The 22140-nt window shown below is 63.9% G+C and carries 18 protein-coding genes; 8 read left to right on the top strand and 10 right to left on the bottom strand.

The window, feature by feature from the left end; all coding sequences use genetic code 11:
* Positions 1–135: 135 nt before the first annotated feature.
* From ABCN56_RS01710 to ABCN56_RS01700, 3 genes are read left to right on the top strand one after another with little or no spacing between them, the layout of a single operon-like run.
* Positions 136–1632: a hypothetical protein gene (locus ABCN56_RS01710; RefSeq protein ID WP_343079036.1), complete on the top strand. Its 1497-nt coding sequence runs from the start codon at positions 136–138 to the stop codon at positions 1630–1632.
* A complete protein-coding gene (locus ABCN56_RS01705; RefSeq protein ID WP_343079035.1) occupies positions 1629–3767 on the top strand; it encodes a BadF/BadG/BcrA/BcrD ATPase family protein in 2139 nt (712 codons plus the stop codon). Before ABCN56_RS01710 ends, ABCN56_RS01705 begins: the two co-directional genes overlap by 4 nt.
* Before the next feature lie 31 nt (positions 3768–3798).
* Entirely contained in the window at positions 3799–4944 is a 1146-nt protein-coding gene (locus ABCN56_RS01700; RefSeq protein WP_343079034.1) for an acyl-CoA dehydratase activase-related protein, read from the top strand.
* Between the two features lie 222 nt (positions 4945–5166).
* Here the strand turns inward: ABCN56_RS01700 and ABCN56_RS01695 are convergent, their stop codons facing one another.
* The 6 genes from ABCN56_RS01695 to glpK all read right to left on the bottom strand — a co-directional run bounded on the left by ABCN56_RS01695 (position 5167) and on the right by glpK (position 12732).
* Positions 5167–5478 (bottom strand): hypothetical protein, encoded by a 312-nt coding sequence (locus ABCN56_RS01695; protein WP_343079033.1) that lies wholly within the window; start codon positions 5476–5478, stop codon positions 5167–5169.
* 294 nt (positions 5479–5772) lie between these two features.
* Positions 5773–6690 (bottom strand): glycoside hydrolase family 26 protein, encoded by a 918-nt coding sequence (locus tag ABCN56_RS01690; protein ID WP_343079032.1) that lies wholly within the window; start codon positions 6688–6690, stop codon positions 5773–5775.
* 39 nt (positions 6691–6729) lie between these two features.
* The gene (locus tag ABCN56_RS01685) at positions 6730–8538 is read right to left on the bottom strand and encodes a glycosyltransferase family 2 protein (RefSeq protein ID WP_425466060.1); all 1809 of its coding nucleotides are present in this window, start codon (positions 8536–8538) and stop codon (positions 6730–6732) included.
* Positions 8522–9523 (bottom strand): UDP-glucose 4-epimerase GalE, encoded by a 1002-nt coding sequence (gene galE, locus ABCN56_RS01680; RefSeq protein ID WP_343079031.1) that lies wholly within the window; start codon positions 9521–9523, stop codon positions 8522–8524. The genes ABCN56_RS01685 and galE overlap by 17 nt, the downstream gene beginning before the upstream one ends.
* On the bottom strand, positions 9523–10551 hold the full coding sequence (locus ABCN56_RS01675) for a UDP-glucuronic acid decarboxylase family protein (protein ID WP_425466079.1): 1029 nt from the start codon (positions 10549–10551) through the stop codon (positions 9523–9525). Before ABCN56_RS01675 ends, galE begins: the two co-directional genes overlap by 1 nt.
* A gap of 693 nt (positions 10552–11244) precedes the next feature.
* A complete protein-coding gene (gene glpK / locus ABCN56_RS01670) occupies positions 11245–12732 on the bottom strand; it encodes a glycerol kinase GlpK (RefSeq protein ID WP_343079030.1) in 1488 nt (495 codons plus the stop codon).
* Positions 12733–12970: 238 nt separating this feature from the next.
* Here glpK and ABCN56_RS01665 point away from each other — a divergent pair, with 238 nt between their 5' ends.
* The 5 genes from ABCN56_RS01665 to ABCN56_RS01645 all read left to right on the top strand — a co-directional run bounded on the left by ABCN56_RS01665 (position 12971) and on the right by ABCN56_RS01645 (position 18729).
* A complete protein-coding gene (locus ABCN56_RS01665; RefSeq protein WP_343079029.1) occupies positions 12971–14422 on the top strand; it encodes an aldehyde dehydrogenase family protein in 1452 nt (483 codons plus the stop codon).
* A 93-nt stretch (positions 14423–14515) separates the two neighbouring features.
* Positions 14516–15850, top strand: a complete 1335-nt coding sequence (locus ABCN56_RS01660) for an MFS transporter (protein ID WP_343079028.1) — start codon at positions 14516–14518, stop codon at positions 15848–15850.
* A 103-nt stretch (positions 15851–15953) separates the two neighbouring features.
* Entirely contained in the window at positions 15954–16841 is an 888-nt protein-coding gene (locus ABCN56_RS01655) for an ABC transporter permease (RefSeq protein ID WP_343079027.1), read from the top strand.
* Positions 16838–17644 (top strand): ABC transporter permease, encoded by an 807-nt coding sequence (locus ABCN56_RS01650; protein ID WP_343079026.1) that lies wholly within the window; start codon positions 16838–16840, stop codon positions 17642–17644. The genes ABCN56_RS01655 and ABCN56_RS01650 overlap by 4 nt, the downstream gene beginning before the upstream one ends.
* A gap of 8 nt (positions 17645–17652) precedes the next feature.
* Positions 17653–18729, top strand: coding sequence for an ABC transporter ATP-binding protein (locus ABCN56_RS01645; RefSeq protein WP_343080096.1), 1077 nt, complete (start codon positions 17653–17655; stop codon positions 18727–18729).
* 1 nt (position 18730) lies between these two features.
* Here ABCN56_RS01645 and ABCN56_RS01640 read toward each other — a convergent pair whose 3' ends face one another.
* The 4 genes from ABCN56_RS01640 to ABCN56_RS01625 form a co-directional block, all read right to left on the bottom strand.
* Complete coding sequence (locus ABCN56_RS01640; RefSeq protein WP_343079025.1) at positions 18731–19348, bottom strand: TetR/AcrR family transcriptional regulator; 618 nt, start codon at positions 19346–19348, stop codon at positions 18731–18733.
* Positions 19341–20210 (bottom strand): polyphosphate kinase 2, encoded by an 870-nt coding sequence (gene ppk2 / locus ABCN56_RS01635; RefSeq protein ID WP_343080095.1) that lies wholly within the window; start codon positions 20208–20210, stop codon positions 19341–19343. The genes ABCN56_RS01640 and ppk2 overlap by 8 nt, the downstream gene beginning before the upstream one ends.
* A 65-nt stretch (positions 20211–20275) precedes the next feature.
* Positions 20276–21193: a homoserine O-acetyltransferase MetA gene (gene metA / locus ABCN56_RS01630; RefSeq protein WP_343079024.1), complete on the bottom strand. Its 918-nt coding sequence runs from the start codon at positions 21191–21193 to the stop codon at positions 20276–20278.
* A gap of 37 nt (positions 21194–21230) precedes the next feature.
* The gene (locus ABCN56_RS01625) at positions 21231–22094 is read right to left on the bottom strand and encodes an ATPase (protein ID WP_343080094.1); all 864 of its coding nucleotides are present in this window, start codon (positions 22092–22094) and stop codon (positions 21231–21233) included.
* Positions 22095–22140 lie beyond the last annotated feature (46 nt).

The raw sequence follows: 22140 nt of genomic DNA, 5'->3' as shown, positions 1-22140 counted from the left end.
GACATGCGCGTTTTGACGCAGGTCAATGTCGGGTCTCCCCACCACGGTAACCTTGTCGAAATTCGAATACTTTGCCTGGAGCGATTTTTGTGCCGCTTGACCGCAATGAGCGGGCCCTGCGGCGGGGAGGGGTAAATGAACGACATGGCCGCATATCGGGCCTACCGGCCTAACCCGCTTGCCGCTTCCGATCGGAAGAACGTGACATTCCTCTTCGGTGGGCTGACTTGGCGGGCCGAAAAGGCGATAGAGGCAGCCTTCGAAAGCGCGGGCCTTCGGGCCCGACGACTCCCGGCGCCGACGCGCGAAGACCTGATACGGGGGCGTGAGCTTGCGGATATCGGACAGTGCTGCCCAACCGCGTTCGTGACGGGCAATCTCGCCAACCATCTTCTTCGGGAGCGTGAAGCAAAGGGCGACGGTAGCTTCGCCCGCGACCAGGTCTATGTCACCGCGGGTTCCTGCGGATCATGCCGGTTCGGCCAGTATCACCAGAGCTACGAACTCGCGCTTCGGAACCTCGGGATGGAGGATTTCCGGATCTTCCTTTTCGACCAGAGCGGCAAGAACAAGAAGGAGGAAGACCTCGATTTCGGCCCGCAACTGCTGCTTGGTATCGCCTTTGCGATCATGATGGCCGATGCGGTTCAGGACCTCGAATACCAGCTCCGCCCCTACGAGGTCGAACCCGGCGCCACCGATCGTGCATCGGAGGCCGCCGTCAAGGAAATCTGCGAGGCGCTTCGCACGCGGCGGAGGTTCGACCGCTGGGGTTCCGCGCTGGCATGGCACCTGACGACCGGGCACTTCGTGCGGGCAATGCGCCGGGCCGCCCGGTATTTCGACCGGGTCGAGGTGGACAGGCTCAAGGTCAAGCCAAAGGTGAAGATCACGGGCGAGTTCTACCTTCAGACGGTCGAAGGCGCGCCGAACTACAACATCCATTCCTGGCTCGAATCCGAGGGCGCCGAGGTCTACCCGGCGGCGGTGACGATCTGGCTCGACTACCTGATGCGCTACGCCATGCAGGAGCAGGCCGACCGCGAAGGGCTCGTGCCCAAGTCGGGCATGAAGCGGCGCGGATACGCGCTCGCGGCGCGGGTCCTGCGGCGCCAGTACGATTCGATGAGGCGGGCGCTTGGCTCGACACCGCACGAGTTGCCGCAGCAGTCGGAACTGCGGGATCTGGCGAGTCCCTATTTCGACGCACGCCTGTCGGGCGGCGAGGGGGACATGCTGGTCGGCAAGGCAATCTGGTCGCACCTTCACCGCAAGGCGCACATGATCTGTGAGCTGTCGCCCTATTCCTGCATGCCAAACACGATGAGCGTCGGTGCGATGGCGGGCGTTCTTGGCCGTTATCCCGAAATTCTCTATGCGCCGCTCGAGATCAAGGGCGACAGCGAGATACACGCCCTGTCGCGCTGCCAGATGGTGCTGACGGAGGCCAAGTCGCGCGCGCGGGCGGAATACGAGGCGGCCCTGGCGGCGACCGGGTTGACCGAGGAGCGTGCGCGCGAACTCATGGCCGCGCGGCCCGAGATCCGCCGGGGCCTTTGGAAAGTGCCCCATCACGGCGCCGCCGGCACCGCGGCGAACGTGATCCTCGAACTGGGGGGAGCGCGGCTATGAAGATCGCGGGCGTCGATATCGGGTCGACGACCGTCAAGGCGGTGGTGGTCGAAGACGGGAAGGTGATCTGGCGGTCCTACGGACGGCACGGGACGCGTCAGGCCGAAAAAACCCAGGAACTCCTCAAGGCAATGGAAGCCGAGGCCGGGATCGCGGAGGGCCGCGATGTCGTCTGCTTCACCGGATCGGGTGCCGGATTGATCGCGCCTCTCGTTGGTGGCCGCGTCGTGCAGGAGGTGGTCGCCGTCGCCGCCGCGGTCGAGAAGCTCCATCCCGACGTCCGCTTCGTCTCGGAGATCGGCGGCGAGGACATGAAGACGGTCTTCTTCACGCCGACCGAGGCAGGAACGGCGAAGCAGGTCTACATGCAATCCGCCTGCAGCGGCGGGACGGGCACCTTCATCGAGAAGTCCGCAAGAAAGCTCGGCGTTCCGCCCGAGGAACTGGCCGAGATGGGCTATTCCGGCAGGACGCTGCACCGGATCAGCGCCAAATGCGGCATCTTTGCCGAAACCGACGCGAACAGCCTCGTGAAGGCAGGTGTTCCTCACAACGAGATCATCGCGAGCCTGTTCGAGGCGGTGGTCCGCCAGAACCTCGCGACGCTCGCCAAGGGCAATACGCCGATGCCGGGCGTTCTTCTGCTCGGCGGACCGAACATGTTCTTCAAGGGGCTGCGCGAAGCCTGGGTCAAGCACCTCGGTGAACTCTGGAAAGAGCGGGCGATCGAACTGCCGGACGGGAAAACGGCAGAAGACCTCGTGTCGGTTCCGGATGACGCCCTCTATTACGCCTGCCTTGGCTGTGTCGAGATCGCGGGGCGCGAGGCAGACATGGCTCAACCCTACCGGGGCACGGAACGCCTGGAGTGGTGGATTAGCGACGGGCAGCACGAGGCGAAGGCAAAGGAAGGGGGCAAGGCGCTGGCTGGCAGCGACAAGGACCTCGCCGCCTTCCGCGAAGCGTTCGAGCGCCCGAGGGCGACCCCGGCGCTGAGGGTCGTGGATGAGCCCGTCGCGATCGGCTGCGACTTCGGCAGCACGACCGTGAAGGCGGTCGCTCTGAGCCCCGGAGGCGCGATGCGTCTGTCCTGCTATGAGCAGTCCAAGGGCAACCCGATCGAGGACGCAAAGGCCATCTTCCGCAAGATGCGCGAGGCCGGCCTGAGCAAGGTGAGCGCGCTTGGCATCACCGGCTACGGCAAGGATCTTCTGAAATCGATCCTCGGCGCCGATGTGCCGGTGGTCGAAACCGTCGCCCATGCGGCTGGCGCCTTGCACTTCTTCCCTGACGCGGACGCGATCTGCGATGTCGGCGGCTGCGACGTGAAGATCATGCTGTTGCGCCAGCAGGCCGTCGTTGATTTCCGCCTGAACTCGCAATGCTCTTCCGGCAATGGCGCGTTCCTTCAGGGTGTCGCGGAACGTTACGGCATCCCGCTCGAGGAATATGCCGACCGCGCCTTTTCCGCCCGGATGATGCCGGGCCTGATGATGGGCTGCGGTGTGTTCCTGCAGTCGGACATCGTGAACCAGCAGCGCAAGGGCTGGTCCGCCGACGAGATCATGGCGAGCCTCGCCTCGGTCCTGCCGCTGAACGTCTGGGTCTATGCGGGGCAGTTCCAGAACCTCGCCGCCATTGGCAGGAAGTTCGTCCTTCAGGGCGGGACGCACCGGAACCTGGCAGTCGTGAAGGCACAGGTGGATTTCATCCGCTCGAAGGTGGATGACGCGGAGATCGCCGTTCACCCGCACAGCGGCGAGGCGGGCGCGTTCGGCGCGGCGCTCCTGGCGGCCGAACACGCAGAGCACTCGAGGCGCACAGCCTTCGTCGGCTTCGACCGGATCGAGGCGCTCGACTACACGAGCACGACGAACGACGCCACGACCTGCCGCTGGTGCGCGATGAACTGCCGCCGCGCCTTCATCGACGTGCGCGTGCCGGAAGGACGCGGCAAGCCGGACAGCAAGGTTCCCCTTCCCGAAGGCTGGGAACGGGTCATCACCGGGAACAGCTGCACAAAGGGGCTGATCGAGGACGCCGCCGAACTGCGGCTTCGCAAACATGAACTTGAGGGGGCCAAGGATGCCTTTCCCAACGTTGCGGACATGGTTCGCGAAACCGCGTTCCGCTGAGCCGGAAACTCCGCCGGAGCGGAAGCTGCGCGTGGGCATCCCGCGTGTGCTGAACCAGTGGACCACGCACCGGTTCTGGACGGCCTTCTTCACGAACCTGGGGATCTCCCCGCGCAACGTGGTCTTCTCGTCGGACACGTCCGAGACGCAGCAGCGCGAATTCGGCCAGGGCAGGGGTGTCGTCGACTGCTGTTATCCGGTGAAATGCCTCACCGGCCACTACGGCGAGCTCATCGACGGGCAGAAGCGCAAGATCAACATCCTGTTTTCCCCCAAGATCAAGTCGTTACCATCCTTCCTTAAGGAGCATGTGGTCGACAACCTCTCCTGCCCGCGTGTCATGGCGGGCCCTGAAAGCGCGCGTGCAGGCTTCCAGAGGGAACACGACGTCTTCGCCGAGCGCGGCATCGCACATGTCTCCCCGGTTCTGAACCTTGCCGAGCCCGGACTGGCGGCGCGTCAGCTCTTCGCGGCATTCCGGGACGTCATTCCGGGCCTGACCGAGGCCGAGACGGAGCGGGCGACCTTGGCCGCCTACGAAGCCTTGGCGGAATTCGACGCGAAGATGCGCGAACAAAGCCTTGAAATCATTCGGCGCTGCGCGGCCACGAACCACCCGGCAGTCCTTGCCTTGGGCCGGCCGTATCACATGGACACGGGTATCGGCCACGACATCGAGAGCGAACTTCAGGCGCATGGCTACCCGGTGCTCTGGGGCCAATACCTGCCGACGGAGCCCGAGATCCTTGACTGGCTTTTCGCCGAGGACATCCGCGCGGGCAAAATCGCCTCCGCCTTCGACATCTCGGACGTCTGGCGGTCATCCTACAGCGCCAACACGAACGAGTTGCTGTGGGCCGCGCGTTACGGTGCCAAGTTGCCCTGGATCGCCTGCGCGATCCGTTTCTCCAGCTACGAATGCGGGATGGATCAGCCCACGTTCACGCCCGTCCAGGCGATCACGGAATCCTCCGGGACGCTCTACTTCGCGTTCGGCGATCTCGACGCGACCAAGCCCGCGGGGTCGGTCAGGATCAGGATCGAGACGATCGCCTACTACCTTCAGGCGCGGTCGGAGGAGATCATCCGGAAGAAGCTCGCGAAGCTTGGCCCCGGGCCATTCTCGAAACTGGAGGAGGGCAGCGAACCCGGTTTCGGGCTGAAGGTTGCCGAGTAGTCAGCGAGGCGGGATCATCGACGTTTCAGTTTGGGGTCACGGGCGGCCATAGATGTGGCGCGCGAACACCAACGCGTAACCCTCAGAGTAACCGAGAAATCTGTGGGTCGCCTGCAATCTGGAAATCGGTGAGAACACCGCCTTCGTCAACCCAGCGCCGTTCCGGTTCGACCGCGAAGCGGGAAGACCGTGAGAGTTTCGGCACTGCGCTCAGGCCGATACCTAGCGTCTGAAGCAGGTCGACCGGTGCCCGAACCCCGCCGGGGTGCAGACGTAGGAGCCCTTGCCAAGGAGCAGATAGTTGGTTTGGGCTATGGGCGTCACCGTTTCCGCCCTTACTGCCGGGCGGTATTTCTTCGCATGCCAGTCGAACTTCACGACACGGACGACACGGTTTGAACCAGACCCCGCAGAGGCGCGAACGCCGTCAGTGCTTGTTTGGGCAAATGCCCCACTCGTGCCGGATGCGCCGAGAGCCATCGCAAGAAGACCGATGCGTGCCGCGCGGAGCGTTTTGCCGTCCATAGCCTTCATCGGTCACCTCCTCTGCCTCGCTACGCATGGCGCGATGGGGCGAAACAGATGGGAGAAGTCGCCTGCCCCTACGTGCCAAACTCATCGACGACGTATGACCGCGCCGGATGAACATCCGATTGATGGCAGGAGAAATTGCCCTGACTTGGGCGATGGTGTGACAATGCCTTCTGGCGGCGGGGCGCTGGAATAACAGTTCAATAACAATGCATTGCCGTGCAAAAGTAATGCGGCGGCGCAATTGTGGCCATCCCGTTGCCACAAATGCGCCGCCGAACTCGTATCGAAAAGACCTTAGTTCAAAACCCGATTCGCAATCTGCCAGTCCGGGAGGCCGAAGCCATCCGGCCAGGGGTAGACTTCGGGGTAGTTGAAGTAGATGACCCCGACGAGGTTCGGGAACTCCTCGCGCTCAAGCCGGACCGTGCTTTCCCAGGCAGCAACATAGCTGTCGCTGCCCACGTAGCCGAGTTCTGCGACGACGATCGGCTTGCCGAACGCATCGGCCCTTTCGTAGCGGGGTTTGAGAATATCGACGAAGCCACGGTCCGCGCCGTACTTATCTCGGTCCCAGGCCTGGAGACCGAACACGGTGATGCCCACCAGGTCGACATAGTCGTCGCCGGGGTAGTAAAGCTCCATTCCCTCGTCTCCGAGGGGCGACCACATGAAGTTGACCGAGGGCGCGGCGGCACGACAGACGTCGATCATGCGCCGATAGGCCGAGATGTAATCGTCCGGATCCCAGCCGGCCCAGATGAACTGGCCGTTGTCGTCGTCCATCTCATGGGCCCAGCGCACGGTGATGGGGCTTTCCAGCGTGTTCAGGATCTCGCAGATCGAACGCATGTTCCCGTCGTAAAGGCCGTTCGCGATGCCATAGCGCAGGTTTTCCGGTGTGTTCCTTTGGCTGCGCGACCAGGTCCAGGGCTCGATCGTCACCAGAAGCGCCCGGCCGCGTGCGCGGGCATAGATGTCGGCATCGACGAGCGAGGGCAGGTAGACGTCTTCCCAGGGCAGGAACAGATGCTCGATCTCGACCGCCGGGTCGTCCGAGAATGCTCCTGTCGGGTCGTAGACGCCGAAAGGTATGCCGCCGGGCGGTGCGGCTTGTGTCGAGGGACCGGCAAGCGATGCGAATATCGCCGCCGCGGCACCGAGGAGGCGCCGCCCCAGGACGGTCGGTTCACCCTCCTTTTCAAACGGTCTCATTGTCCTTCCTCCATAAAATCCTTCCGCGAAAAAGGGCGGTCAGTTCCATCGTGGATCAAATCTGAAATGCACGCCGGTGGTGCCGAGATCGCTGCCCGCGCCGGAAAGCGAGTATTCGACGCGCGTGATCCTAAGCGGCTCGAGGCCGAAGGCGAGAGCGTGCAGGCTTTCCACCCCGCGACCGACGAACCCGCCCGCAAGAAGGGCGATGATGACGAAGGCGGCGCCCATCTGGGCAAACACGTCGGCGCGCTGCTGGCGCCAATCGATGCCGTTCTCCCGCAGGTGATGCACGACCGCGACAAGCACGATCGTCGCGTAGATCGTCGCGTTGAACAGCGAAAGAAGCAGGAAACCACGCGCCTCGGTGAGATCTCCGGCGAAGTAGACGGGGGCGAGGCACACCGCCGCAAGGAACACGTAGACCCCGATCACCCGTTTCGGCAGCCGCTGCGACGCGGCGTTACCCTTCGGCGTGATCCGGAAATCGACGAACCGCCCCGTGATCCTGTCGCGCACTGCCATCAGGCAGCCCCAAAGGACCCAAGGCCACTGAAGGCAGATGAAAAGCGCCTTTTCCCATCCGATGACCGGCGCGCGGAACGGCCGGAAGAAGCCGTCGCTCCGCAGCAGGAACGCGAAGGACGTCAGCACGATCACCGTGGGCAAGGCGTGCCCGACGAAGGCCGGATAGGTAACGTCGGCAAACCTCAGATCGAAGGCGAGCGCCACCAGCGGGACGAAATACATCATCGCCGTCGTCACCGCGAAAAGCGGATACCAAAGCTGGCAGAAGATGAAGAGGAACTTCAGCCGCGCCGGCAGCCGCTTGAGGTAGCGCGGCGTGTAGGTGAGGAAGATCGTCAGGAGGCTCCTCGACCACTGGAATTCCTGAGTCACCATGTCAGCGAGGGTGCTCGGCCCGTCGCCATAGGCGATCGCGTCGATGGCGTGGACACCTCGCCAGCCACCCGCGTTCATGAGCATCGAGGTGGAGTGATCCTCGGCCAGTTCCGGGCCAAGGCCGCCGATGGCGCGAAGGGCGCTCGTCCGCACGGCGTAGTGCGAACCGATGCACATGGGGGCGAGCGCGCCAGTGTAGCCGGCCTGGAAGACACCGTGGAAGGCGGCCTCGGCGTGCAGGCGCGTGCGGGCGGCCCAGCTTTTCTCGGCGTTCGCCGAGCAGATGCTGGGCGCGGTGACATAGCCGACCTTGGGATCGGCGAAGGGCCGCAGGATCTCACGCAAGTAGCCCGGCTGGGGAACGTGATCCGCGTCAAGCTGCGAGACGACGTCGTAGCAGTCGTATCCCCAGTGGTCGTAGAAGAAGCTGAGGTTGCCTTCCTTGCAGCGCGTGCGCCGCGGCCAGACGGGTTGATGGTATCTGGCCAGTCCCTTGCGGGACGAGATCTTCACCCCGTGCTCGATGCACCAGGCGATCGTCTCTGGGGTTGGATCCTCGTCCGCAAGCCAGGTATCGTGCGGGTAGTCCTGGGCGAGCATCGCTTCCAGCGTCCGCTTCAGGACCGGGAACGGTTCGGACGGGGTCTTGGTGACGATCATCGCCACGCGGTACTGTCCGGGCGCCGGGGCAGGGGCCACCGAGCGGCGCGCGGCGAGGAACACGAGCACGAAGAACGCCTGCATGAGATAGACCCACGCGATCGACCCGGTGATAAGCCAGTAGCGGACGCCGTCGATGTTGTGTTCTGGCCGCAGCCACCATTCCCAGAAGAACAGCGTCGCGCCCATCCACAGGCCGGCCGCGAGAAGGTATTTCAGGCGGAGCCATCCGGTGAGGACGGGCGCGAGATACCGTTCGCGATGGAGATCAGGCTGGTTCGACAACTTTGTTCTCCATCCCAAACCAGGCCGCGGCATGACGCACCAATGTGTCGATGTCGGACATGCGCGCCCGGAAGCCCAGGACCTCGGCCGCGCGACCCGGATCGGCGACGAGCGCCGGCGGATCGCCAACGCGGCGGGGTCTTTCGCGAACGGGCAGGGGGCATCCGGTCAGGTTCTCGACTGCGCTGATGATCTCGCGCACGGAGTGACCTCTGCCGGTCCCGAGATTGAGCGACAGGCTCCTGCCGCCCTTGAGCAGATGCGCGAGCGCCAGCAGGTGCGCGCGGGCCAGGTCGGTCACGTGGATGTAGTCGCGGATGCAGGTTCCGTCGGGTGTGTCATAATCGGTGCCCAGGATGTCGAGTCGCCCGCGCCGGCCCGCCGCGCTGAGGAGCGCAAGCGGGATCAGGTGCGTCTCCGGGGCATGCCGCTCTCCGAGGCTTCCATCCGGGTCGGCTCCGGCGGCGTTGAAGTAGCGAAGGCTGGCATAACGCGTGCCATAGGCCGCCTCGTGGTCCGCCAGCATCTGTTCGCAGATGAGCTTCGTCCGGCCATAGGGATTGATCGGCCGTTGCGGCGTGTCCTCTCGGATCGGCAGCTGGTCGGGGATGCCATAGGTCGCGCAGCTCGACGACAGGACTATCTGGCCGATGCCGGCCTCCCTGCAGGTCTCGAGGAGCGCGATCATGCCGCCGACGTTGTTGTCATAATACTTCGCCGGATCCTCGACGGATTCGCCCACGTAGGCAGACGCCGCGAAATGCAGGACGCCGTCGATCCGTTCCGTCCTGAGGACATCCCTCAGGGCAGCGCGATTGCGCAGGTCGGCGGCGTAGAGCGGGCCCCAGCGGACAGCGTCGGCATGACCCGTGGAAAGATTGTCGTAGGTGATGGGCAGGGCCCCAGCCTCAGCCAGCGCCTTGCAGGCATGAGAACCGATGAACCCTGCACCACCTGTTACTAGTATCCTCGCACCACCTAACATCAGGAGACCATCGCCTCCTTCCTCGCCGAGTTCCTGAGAACTGCGTCGAAATACGCAATCGTATGGTCGAGCCCCTCTTCGAGCGGAACGACCGGCGACCACGAAAGCTCCCTCTTCGCCCGCGCGATATCGGGACGCCGCTGGCGCGGGTCGTCGACAGGCAGGTCGAGGTTCACAAGACGTGACCGCGACCCGGTCCTGGCGAGAACGATCTCGGCAAGTTCGCGCACCGTGAACTCGCCGGGATTGCCGAGGTTCACGGGGTCGCGCAGGTCGTCGGGGCTCGCCATGAGGCGCATCAGCCCCTCGACGAGATCGTCGACGTAGCAGAAGGAGCGCGTCTGCTCCCCCTTGCCATACACCGTGAGGTCACGTCCCGTGAGCGCCTGGACGATGAAGTTCGAGACGACGCGGCCATCGTCAGGGCTCATGCGCGGACCGTAGGTGTTGAAGATCCGCGCGATTTTCGTGTTGAGACCAAATTGCCGGCCATACTCGTAAAACAGGGTTTCCGCAGCGCGCTTGCCTTCGTCGTAGCAGGCGCGCGGGCCGACGGTATTGACGCAACCCCGGTAGCTCTCCGGTTGGGGCGAAATCTCGGGGTCCCCGTAGACCTCGGACGTCGAGGCCTGGAGGATCCGTGCCCCCTTCGCCTTGGCGAGCTCCAGCAGGTTCATCGCGCCCATGATGGACGTCTGAAACGTGTGAAAGGGATCCTTCTGGTATTTCGGCGGCGACGCCGGGCAAGCCAGATTGTAGATCTCGTCCACCGGCCCATCGATCCGCAGGGGCTCGATCACGTCATGCTGTCGGAACGTGAATCGCCCCGTCTGGGAAAGGTGCGCGATGTTGTCCAGACTGCCCGTCAGCAGATTGTCCAGGCATACGACATCGCTGCCCTGATTCAGCAGCCTCTCGCAGAGGTGGGAACCGAGAAACCCGGCCCCGCCTGCCACGAGTATCGTCTTCCTGGCCGAGGATGACAGCCCACTCAGAAACTTGTGTCCGAACCGGCGTTCGGACCGAATACTCTTTACCACGACGTCCCCCGTTACCCTGAAGAAAGTGGACGGGCGGATCGCTTCGGTATCAGAAACGAAAGAGGTTACTCAGGCTTTCGCCCCCTTGCTGAATACCTTGGACGCTCCGAAACTCATCAACTTTCCAGCAACACTGGTCTCAACGAAATCGAGCGTCGCACCTCACCCGGAATGTGTCAACACTATGGCGGAGCCCAGATTTGGCCATGATTTCAACTGTTTCCGCCAAGAGGGCCCATTACACGTATTGGTTGCTTCGCAGAGGGGCCTAGCTAGCCATGGTTGCGTTGCGGCTAACCGTTCGTTCCAGTCCCGGCCTCGCGAACCAAGGGGGCCGAATAGAAGATTTCTTCAAACGGTGTGTGGGTTTCGTGGAAATTGGCGGATCGGTGGCCGTCACATTAAGAGGAGGATGCCGCGAGATCGCATCGATGATTATTGGACGCGAATGGTTAACAATCCACAAAGGGCGCGTTTCGGACAATACGCGTTAATGCGTCATTAACGTTTTCGCAACGGAAACGAACAGGCAGCGAATCTGCGTGCTCGCGCCGCGGTGTCCCTGCCGATCAACGGCCCTTCAGGACTGAGACGAATCGTCGTGGGGAGGCTTTTGGACGCAGTGCCGGCCATTGAATTTGCGGCGGGAAACCTTGGCGACGTGACAGCTCTCCAGCCCGGTCATGCGCCCAGAGTGGCCCGAACGGCGCGTTTCCAGGCTGCGTATTTCTCTTCCCGCAGGCCCGTTTCCATCCGGGGTTCGAAATGTCGTTCCACCGCCCAGCCGGCGGCGAAGCCGTCTGCGTCGGGATAGACCCCGGCCTGCATTCCCGCGAGCCAGGCGGCGCCAAGCGCGGTTGTTTCCAGGACCTTCGGCCGGTCGACCGGGGCGCCGGTAATGTCTGCGAGGAACTGCATCGTCCAGTCGGATGCCGACATCCCGCCATCCACGCGCAGCGTCGCGCCGGTTTCCGCGCCCCGAAGATCGGCGCGCATCGCCTCGATCAGGTCCCGGGACTGGAAGCCCACGCTTTCGAGGGCGGCGCGGGCGAATTCCGCCGGGCCGGAGTTGCGGGTGAGGCCGAAGACGGCGCCCCTGCATTCGGGGCGCCAGTAGGGTGCGCCAAGCCCGGTAAAGGCGGGAACGATGATGACGTTCTGATTGGGATCGGCGGTTTCCGCGAGCCCTTGGGTTTCTGGCGCCGCACGGATGATCTTCAACCCGTCGCGGAGCCATTGCACCACGGCGCCCGCGATGAAGATCGATCCTTCGAGCGCGTAGGTGGGTTTCCCGTTCAGCTGGAAGGCTATCGTTCCCAAAAGGCGGTTCCGACTCTGAACGAGCGTGTCGCCGGTGTTGAGCAGGGCGAAACAGCCCGTGCCATAGGTCGATTTCATCATTCCGGGGGCGAAGCAGGCCTGGCCCACGGTGGCGGCCTGCTGGTCGCCCGCCACGCCGAGGATCGGGATCTCGCCCCCGAATAGCTCGGCGTGGGTCGCGCCGAATTCGGCTGCGCAATCCTTCACCTCGGGAAGCATCGCAAGCGGTATCCCGAGGAGGCGGCAGATCTCTTCGTCCCATCGGCCGTCCCGGATGTTGTAAAGAAGCGTGCGGGCGGCGTTCGTGGCGTCGGTTGCGTGAACGCGACCGCCGGTGAGTTTCCAGATGAGGAAACTGTCGACCGTGCCGAAGAGGATCTCGCCCCTTTCCGCGCGTGCATGAGCGCCTTCTATGTTGTCGAGCAGCCATTTGACCTTCGTGCCCGAGAAATAGGGATCGAGAAGAAGACCGGTCCTTTCCGTGACCATCGGCTCGTGCCCGGCCTCGCGAAGCTCATCGCAGATCGCGGCGGTCCGGCGATCCTGCCAGACGATGGCGTTGTGCAGGGGGACGCCGGTGGCGCGATCCCACAGGATGGTCGTCTCGCGCTGGTTGGTGATGCCGATCCCTGCGATGTCGCCGGCGGTTATGCCCGCTCTCTCGATCGCCGCCCAGGCCGTGGCCGTCGTCGTGGCCCAGAGGTCGGCGGGGTCATGCTCGACCCAGCCGGAAGCCGGGTAATGCTGCGGGAACTCCTCCTGGGCGAGAGCGGCGACCTTCAGCGATCCATCGAACAGGATCGCGCGGGTGGATGTCGTTCCCTGATCGATCGCGAGGATGTAGGTCATGCCTCGTCCAGTCCCTCCGTCATGGCGCCGCTGGCGCGGACAGGAATGCCCGGCGGTCGACGCGTCTTCGTTCACCGGAAAGAGGAACCGATCCCAGTTTTGGAGTAAAGGGCATTGGTTACGGTATCGGGCCTTGCAGGACGCAGCGACGCCGCGGGGAAAGCCGCAGGAAAGGTGCACGGCCGCGGATCTTTCAATAACGTGCGCAAACGTTCTCTGCCTGACCGAGGATTCGAAGATGCCCGAGGACCTTTCCGAGAAACTGCTTACCCATTACGTCGAAGGAATGTGGGTCGCGCCGCTGGCGACCCGGACCTTCCCCGTGGTGAACCCTGCCACGGAAGAGGAGGAGGGGCGGATCGTCCTTGGCGGCGCGGCTGACGTGGATCGCGCGGTCGATGCGGCGGTGAGGGCCTTGCCGGGGTTTTCCGCCTGGCCCAAGGCCGATCGGCTCGCTCTCCTGCGGCGGATTCTGGCGGTTTCCGAGCGGAGGCTTTCGGACCTCGCCTGTGCGATCACGCGAGACATGGGGGCGCCGGCCACAATGTCCCTCGGGATGCAGGCCGATGTCGCGGTGGGGCATCTCCAGGGGATCATCGCCGCGCTTGAGGCTCAGCCGGAGCGCGAGGAACTTGCGAACGGCGACATCCTGGTGCGAGAACCCGTTGGCGTCTGCGCGCTCATCACGCCCTGGAACTGGCCGATCAACCAGATCACGCTCAAGGTCCTTCCTGCGATCGCGGCGGGCTGCACCTCGGTTCTGAAGCCGAGCGAATTCACGCCCCTGTCGAGCATCGTCTACATGGAGATCCTCGACGACGCCGGCGTGCCGCCGGGCGTCGTCAACATGATCCAGGGGGATGGCGCGGAAACGGGCGCGGCGCTCGTCGCCCATCCCGACGTGGACATGGTCAGCTTCACGGGGTCGACGCGCGCGGGGCGGCTCATCACGAAGTCGGCCGCGGACGGGATCAAACGTGTGACGCTGGAACTCGGGGGCAAGTCACCGAACCTCGTCTTCGCCGATTGCGGAGACCAGCTTGAAGAACGCGTTCGCTACGCGGTGCGCGAGTGTTTCCTGAACACGGGCCAAAGCTGCGACGCGCCGACGCGCATGCTGGTCGAGGAAAGCGTCTACCCGCGCGTGGTCGAGATCGCGACGGAGGCGGCGCGGGCGACCAGGCTTGGCGACCCGGCCGAGGAGGGCGATCACCTGGGGCCGCTCGTGTCGGATATCCAGTGGGGGCGGGTGCAGGGCCACATCGAGGCGGGCATCGCCGAAGGGGCGCGGCTGACATGTGGTGGGCCGGGGAAACCCGAAGGTTTCGAAAAGGGGTACTGGTGCCGCCCGACCGTGTTCGCCGACGTGCGCCCCGGCATGTCGATCGAACGGGAGGAGATCTTCGGCCCCGTCCTGTCCATCCTCCCGTTCCGGGACGAGGCGGAGGCGATCCGCATCGCCAACGACACGGACTACGGTCTCGCCGCCTATGTGCAGACCGGGGACCGCGACCGGGCCGAGCGTCTTGCGCGTGCGCTTCGGGCTGGGGCCGTGCATGTGAACGGCGCGGGCATGCAGTACGGATCGCCCTTCGGGGGCATGAAGCAATCGGGCAACGGCAGAGAGGGTGGGGTGCACGGGCTTGCCGAATTCCAGGAACTGAAGACGCTGCACATAGGAGGGTTCTGAGCTCGTGCTCATCCGTGAAGGCTCACGCGCCGTGGACAGACGGGCGGCCTGTCCCCATCCCGTCAAGGGACCTGTGTGAGGTAACCTGTTCCCATGCTTCGGATCCTTCGGAATCGGACTTACGCCAGGCTGTTCCTCGCACAGGTCGTCGCCTTGCTGGGCACTGGCCTTCTGACCGTTGCGCTGGGGCTTCTGGCCTACGCGATCGCGGGGGAGCGGGCAGGGGCGGTGCTGGGCACCGCTCTGGCGATCAAGATGGTGGCCTATGTCGCGCTTGCCCCGATATCTCAGGCCGCCGCCGCGCGTCTTCCGCGAAAGGCAGTGCTTGTCGGCGCGGATCTGGTCCGGGCGGCCGTCGCGATGTGCCTGCCCTTCGTCGACGAGGTCTGGCAGGTCTACGCGCTGATCTTCGTCCTGCAGGCCGCGTCGGCGACGTTCACGCCGGCTTTCCAGGCGACCATCCCCGATATCCTGCCAAGGGAGGAGGACTACACGCGCGCGCTTTCGCTGTCGCGTCTGGCCTATGATCTGGAGAACCTGGCCAGCCCGGCGCTGGCCGGTTTCCTGCTGACGGTGATGACCTATCACTACCTGTTCACCGGTACCGTGGCTGGCTTCCTCGGCTCGGCTGCGCTCGTCCTCGCGTCATCCATCCCCACGCCGACCGGATCCCGGACGCGACCGTTCCTGCAACGTTTGACGCGGGGGAGTTGGATCTATCTCGCGACGCCCCGCCTGCGGGGGCTTCTGGCGCTAAACATGACGGCGGCGGCGGCCGGGGCCTTCGTGATCGTGAATACGGTGGTCATCGTCCGATCGGGCTTTGGCCTGCCGGAGGCAGCCGTTTCCCAGGCGCTCGCGGCCTTCGGCGGCGGGTCAATGATCGCCGCGCTCCTGTTGCCGCGGCTTCTGGACCGGCTCAAGGATCGCAGCGTGATGGCGAATGCGGCGCTTCTCCTGTCGGTCGTGACGCTGGGACATGCCGGCTGGCTCATGGCCGCTGGCCTGCCGGGATGGGGGGCCTTTCTGCTTCTGTGGGGGATCAGCGGCCTCTGCTATTCGGCGATCCTGACCCCAACGGGCAGGCTTCTGAGGGTCTCCGCCCATGCCGAGGATCGGCCGGCCCTGTTTTCCGCGCAGTTCGCTCTCTCCCATGCCTGCTGGCTGTTGACCTATCCGCTTGCAGGATGGGCCGGTGAGGCCGTGGGGCTTCCCGCCGCCATGGCGATCCTCGGCGCGCTGGCCCTGGCCGGAGCGGTTGCCGCCCGCGCGCTCTGGCCCGCCGCGGAGGATGCCGAGTTGCCCCATGACCATCCCGACCTGCCCGATGACCATCCGCATCTTCTCGCTCACCGGACGCCGGGCGGCGGACATGCCCATTCCTTCATGATCGATGATGACCATCCGGCGTGGCCGCGAAGCGCCTGATCCGGCGATCCTGACGGGCAAATCTCCCCCCTTTTCAGGCGCTCTGCCATGTGCCAATTAGAAGCGATGCAGGAAGCGCGTCCAGGGGGCGGACGGGAGGAAGATGGACCTAAAGACTCGATGGGGTCGGCTGAGCCGCTCCGAGGCCTTCCACGGCTACGCACTCGTCAGTCCGACGGCGCTTTATGCGGTTCTGCTGCTGGCAGCACCGCTTGGCACGATTTTCGCGTATTCCTTCTTCACGGACGGCTATCTGGAGATCATCAGGGATTTCACCCTGGACAACTACATCGAGGCCTGGACGGATCCGCTATACCGGCAGGTGCTTCTGCGCTCGCTGATGGTTTCCGCGCTGGTGACGCTGGCGACGGTCGTCCTTGCGTTTCCGATCGCCTATTTCGTCTCGTTCAGCGTCGCGCCCGAGCGCAAGTCGCTGTGGCTGTTCCTGATCACGATCCCGTTCTGGACGTCCTATCTGATCCGGGTCTTCCTGTGGAAGGTGATCCTCGGCTTCAACGGGGTGGTCAACACGACGCTCATGGGGCTCGGGATCATCGACGAGCCGCTGACCTTCATCCTCTACAACGTCAACGCGGTCGTCATCACGCTGGCGCATGCCTATGCGCCCTTCGCGATCCTGCCGATATTCGTGGCGCTGGAGAAGATCGACCGCTCCCTTCTCGAGGCCGGGCGGGATCTTGGGGAATCGAAGGCGATGACCTTCCTGAGGGTCACGCTGCCGCTGGCCATGCCGGGCGTCGTTGCCTCGGTGCTCATCGTGTTCATCCCCACGATCGGTGACTACGTGACGCCGCAGCTCGTCGGCGGTCCCGAAGGCAGAATGATCGCGAACGCGATCCAGCTTCAGTATCTGAAACTGGACAACTACCCGCTCGGGTCGGCGCTGGCGGTTTCCGCGATGATGATCGTGACCGTGATCTCGGTGATCTTCCTTCTGCTGAACCGTCGTTTCCTGAGGGCACAGCGATGAGACTTCCCGGCCTTCGGATCTACGCGATCGCGTATCTGATCTTTCTCTACGCTCCGATCGCGCTTCTGCCGCTGTTCGCATTCAACGACGGCACGATCATCGCATTCCCGCTTCGCGGTTTCACCCTGGACTGGTTCGCCGAGCTTCTGACGCTTCCGCCGCTGCATTCGGCCGTCAAGAACTCGCTGATAATTGCCGTGTCTTCCTCGATCCTCGCCACGGCCTTCGGCATCTTCGCCGCTCGCGCGTCCTCGCGCTACGAGTTTCCGGCAAAGACCGGGATCATGGGGCTGATCATGCTGCCCCTCGTCCTGCCCGAGATCATCGTGGCGGTGTCGCTTCTCGTCGTGCTCCTTGGGATCGGGATCAACCTTGCCAGCTGGACGGTAATTCTGGGTCACGTGCTGATCTGCACGCCCTTCTCGATCGCGATCCTGAACAGCGCCTTCCTCTCCCTCGACAAATCGCTCGAGGAGGCGGCCTATGACCTCGGCGAGACAAAGTTCTCGACGTTCCGGCTGATCACGCTTCCGCTCGTCATGCCGGGTATCATCTCGTCGCTCCTGATCTCTTTCACGATCTCCCTGGACGAGTTCATCATCGCCTTCTTCCTGTCGGGGGCGGAGCCGACGCTGCCGGTTTACATCTGGTCGCAGCTTCGTTTCCCGGCGAAGGTTCCCGTCATCATGGCGCTCGGCACGATCCTCGTCGTGATGTCGATCACGCTTCTTGCGATTGCTGAATATTTCCGCCGCCGCGGCATCGCCCGGACCGGCGGCAAGGATACCGGAGGCTTCCTTTGAACCAACCGATGATCGCCCTTCGAGACGTCCAGAAGTATTACGGCGACTACCACGCCCTCAGGGGCATCACGGCGGATATCCGGCCGGGTGAGTTCTTTTCGCTTCTCGGGCCGTCGGGTTGCGGGAAGACGACGCTTCTGCGCGTGATCGCCGGTTTCGAAGATATCTCCTCCGGCTCCGTCCTGATCGACGGAAAGAACATGGAAGGCGTCCCTGCGAACCGGCGCCCGACCAACATGGTGTTCCAGAGCTACGCGATCTTCCCGCATCTGTCGGTCGAGCAGAACGTGGGCTTCGGCCTGCGCCGCGATCCGCGCCCGGCGGCCGAAAAGGCAAAGGCCGTGGCCGAGGCACTGGAGATGGTCGGGCTTACCGGATTTGGCAAGCGCGCCGCGCACGCGCTTTCCGGCGGTCAGCGGCAGCGCGTCGCGCTGGCGCGGGCGCTGATCCTGAAACCCAAGGTGCTTCTCCTCGACGAGCCGCTGTCCGCGCTCGACAAGAAGATGCGCGAACAGATGCAGGTCGAACTCATCAAGCTGCAACGCCAGGTCGGCATCACCTTCATCCTGGTCACGCACGACCAGGAAGAGGCGCTGGTCATGTCCGACCGCATCGCCGTGATGTTCGAGGGCGAGATCGCCCAGCTCGACGACCCGGAAACGCTCTACCGTCGGCCGAAATCTCGCCGCGTCGCCGATTTCATCGGGGTCATGAATTTCCTGCCTGCATCGATCCTCCAGGAGACCGGCGACAAGATTGAAGTCGACGTGGCGGGCCTTGGCCGCGCGGAAATCTCGATTGCGCAGGCGCCTGGCAAGGCCAGCGGCGAGGGAACGAGCGTCGGCTTCCGTCCGGAGACGCTGACCATTCTCTACGAAGGCCAGAATGCGCCGGACCGCGAGACCGAAGGAACGGTGGAAGAAGTCGTCTACTACGGCGACATGACCTATTACGACGTCCGCCTCGACGGCGTGGAAAAGCCCGTGCGGATTTCCATGCGCAACGTGTTCGGACGGCCGGTCCTCGACATCGGCACGCGCGCGCGCGTCGCCTGGTCGTCCGGCGCGCTGGTCCTCTTCCGCTGACTCAGGCGTCCTGCGGCACCAGGCCCAGGCCCCGGAGATAGATGCCGATCCCTGTCTCGAGGAGATCCTCGGGCGGGAAGGGGGCCCGCGCGCCCGGCGCCCCACGGGCGTAAAGCTCCACGACACCGTGGCTCATCGCGAGGATGTGCGCCGCGAACATCGCGGCCGGCGGGCGTTTCTCGGCCGGGATGTGCTTTGACAGGGACTCCGCCGCGCGGGTGAATACCGCCCGGGAACGTTCGGCGGCGCGGGCAAGGTCCGGGTTGCGGTTCAGCGAGATGCCGCTTTCGAACATGGCCATGTAGTGGCCGGGGAATTTCCGCGCGAAGGCGAGATAGGCGCGGCCCGTCGCCTCGAAGGCCCTCAGCGCGGACGGCCTCCCGTCGTTGTAGGCATGGGTCATCAGATCGGCAAAGATCTCGAACCCCTGGCGCGCGCATTCCGCGATCAGGTCGTCCCGCCCCGCGAAGTGGCGGTAGACGGCCGCAGGCGTGACCCCAGCCTCCTTCGCTGCCTCCGAAAGCGTGAAGCCCTGCGGGCCCTGGGTCTCGATGAGCTTCAGTGCCGCGTCAACGAGCGCGAGCTTGAGATTGCCGTGATGATAACCCTTCTTAACCATCTAGCAGGTCCGGTCCGCCGCAAATCTTCGAGTCGGTCTTCCCGATCGCCTTCTTGTCCTTCCCATCATACTCGACCGCGTTGAGGACTGTCTGGATCGCGGCGATGCGCGCGCGGGCCTTGTCGTCTGAGCGGATCACCGTCCACGGGGCGTGGTCGCTATGGCTGCGCGCGAGTGTCTCGGTGATCGCCGCGGTGTACTCGTCCCATTTCTTCAGCCCCTCGATGTCGATCCAGGAGAGTTTCCACTGCTTCAAGGGCTCCTTTTCGCGCTTCAGGAAGCGGCGGAGTTGCTCGGCGCGGCCAACGTTGAGCCAGAGTTTCACGAGCGTCACACCCTCGTCCACAAGCATCCGTTCGAAATCCGGAAGCTGGCGGAAGAAAAGTTCCCGCTGTTCGGGTGTGCAGAAGCCGAAGACATGCTCGACCACGCCACGGTTGTACCAGGACCGGTCGAACATCGCGATTTCCCCGCCGGCGGGGAGCCTGTCAGTGTAGCGCTGGAAATACCATTGGGTCGTTTCACGCTCGGTCGGTTTCGGCAGAGCGACGACATAGGCGGAACGCGGGTTCAGGTTTTCCCGCATGACGCCGATCGTACCGCCCTTGCCGGCGGCGTCGCGCCCCTCGAACAGCACGGCGAGCCTGCCGCCTTTCGCCTTCAGCGACCAGAGCATCTTCACCAGTTCGACCTGAAGCGACTTCATCTGCTCCTTGTAGGCGCCCTTCTTCATCGTCCGATCGTAAGGGTAGGTTTCCGACAGGACGTCCTTCTTGCCACCTGCCTCGATGGCGGTGCGAACTTCTTCCGGCGCCTCTTCCAAGAAATAGCGCGTGATGTCGCCGACGAAGGGGATATCGATCATGTCTGCCTCGCGGTGTGTCGCGGGTCAGTATGGCGATTGCAGGCCGACGCGCAATCGGGCCGTCAGGTTCCGATGGCCGAGATGTCGTAGGGCGTCGTTTGGTAGATTTCGTTAATCCAGTTGCCGTAGAGCAGATGGGCATGGCTCCGCCAGCGGTTCACCGGCGGGCGCGATGGATCGTCGTCGGGATAGTAGTTGGTGGGCACGTTGATGGGCGTGCCGGCGGCCACATCCCGATCGTATTCCTCTTTCAGCGTGCCATTGTCATACTCGAAGTGGTTGAAGATATAGAGCGCGCGGTGCTCAGGATCCTCCACGAGGCACGGGCCGACCTCGTCCGAGGCAAGAAGCGTGACAAGGCCCGGAACGGCATCCACCTCTTCCTGACGCATCTCTGTCCAGCGGCTCACCGGAATGACGAAGTCGTCCGAAAAACCCCGAAGATAGGGCGATGCCGGTGCAAGGTTCTTGTGGCGGAAACACCCGAAGGCCTTGTGATCAAGAAGGTGTTTTTCGACCCCGTGGAAGTAATGGATCATCGCCATTCCGCCCCAGCAGACGCCGAAGGTGGAATGCACATGGGTCTGGGTCCAGTCGAAGACCTCCTTCAACTCGTCCCAGTAGGTCACCTGTTCGAACGGCAGATGCTCGATCGGCGCGCCTGTGATGATCAGGCCGTCGAACTTCTCTTCCTTCACCGCCTGGAAGGGGCGGTAGAACGCGGTCATGTGCTCTTCCGCCGTGTTCCGCGTCTTGTGTTCGGACATGCGGATCAGCTGCAGGTCGATCTGCAGCGGCGTCGCCCCGATCAGCCGGGCGAACTGGATCTCTGTCTGGATCTTCTTCGGCATCAGGTTCAGAAGCCCGATGCGGAGCGGGCGGATATCCTGATGCAGCGCCCGGTCGGGCGTCATGACCATCACGCCCTCGCTCTTCAGCACGTCGAAGGCAGGAAGCGTTTCTGGAAGCGTGATGGGCATTTCGGGCTCCTTCGGGGGAGAACGGCAGATAGTCTCTTCAGCACCTGGCCTCAAGGGCGCGCGCCACGAGGGCGATGAAGCCCTCCACGCTATTCACGTCGGCGATGTCATGCGCCGAGACGGTCACGCCCCAATTCTCGGCCATCGCGCGGTACCGCGGCTGGCGATGGGCGAGGGCGCGCGCGTAAGTCCAGCGCACGAAGGCGTCCGGATCGACTTCGGCCTCTGACAGCCTGTTCTCGGAAAGATATTCCTCCCAGGCGGCATGGAGGAACTCAGGCTGGTAATACATCGGCTTCGGCGCCTTGTCGAAGCGGCGGATCAGGTCGGCCGTGTGCGCCTCGGTGCCCTCGATCCAGACCATCAGCGCCACCCGGGAGAGCGAGGTGAGGACCGGGTCGTCGGGGTTCTCAGGCTCAACGACTTCGCAGATCGACCCCCCGGAATCGCAGACGAAGTGTGGGTAGCCATAGAGCGACTTGGCACGCTCTGCGAAATGCGCGGTGTCGAGGAGAGACGCGATTTCCGCGACACGGTGCTGATCCTGCCGCAGCATGTATTCCGCGAAGGGCAGGCCGCCCTTCGCCGGGTTGCCCGGCTTGCCGAGATAGGTCGAAAGAGGAGCGAGATTGTCGAAGCGGATGTTTGAGGTGATGTGCACCGAATCCGTCATCAAGAGCTCCCGCAGGAGCGGCACCTTCATCGCCTCGCGCTTGAAGTTGTCGGCGATGTGTTCGCCCATGTAGCGCGTGCCGATGCGGTAATCGATGGAATAGTGGAACCAGTTTCCGGAGTCGCGGAGGAGCTTGGAGACATGGGTCTTGCCAAGCCCGGACATCCCGAAAAGCAGCACGCGCTTCTCTTCCGACCCCAGCCACTCTTCAGCACTTTGGTAGATCATTGCGTCATCCATTGGTGGTCAGCGCTGTCCTAGCGGCAAGCCGCCC

The organism is Ostreiculturibacter nitratireducens (assembly GCF_032670585.1).
Taxonomy (GTDB): Bacteria; Pseudomonadota; Alphaproteobacteria; order Rhodobacterales; family Rhodobacteraceae; genus Ostreiculturibacter; species Ostreiculturibacter nitratireducens.
Note: the sequence above shows the minus strand (reverse complement) of the source record. Positions and strands in the feature narration are given on the sequence as shown.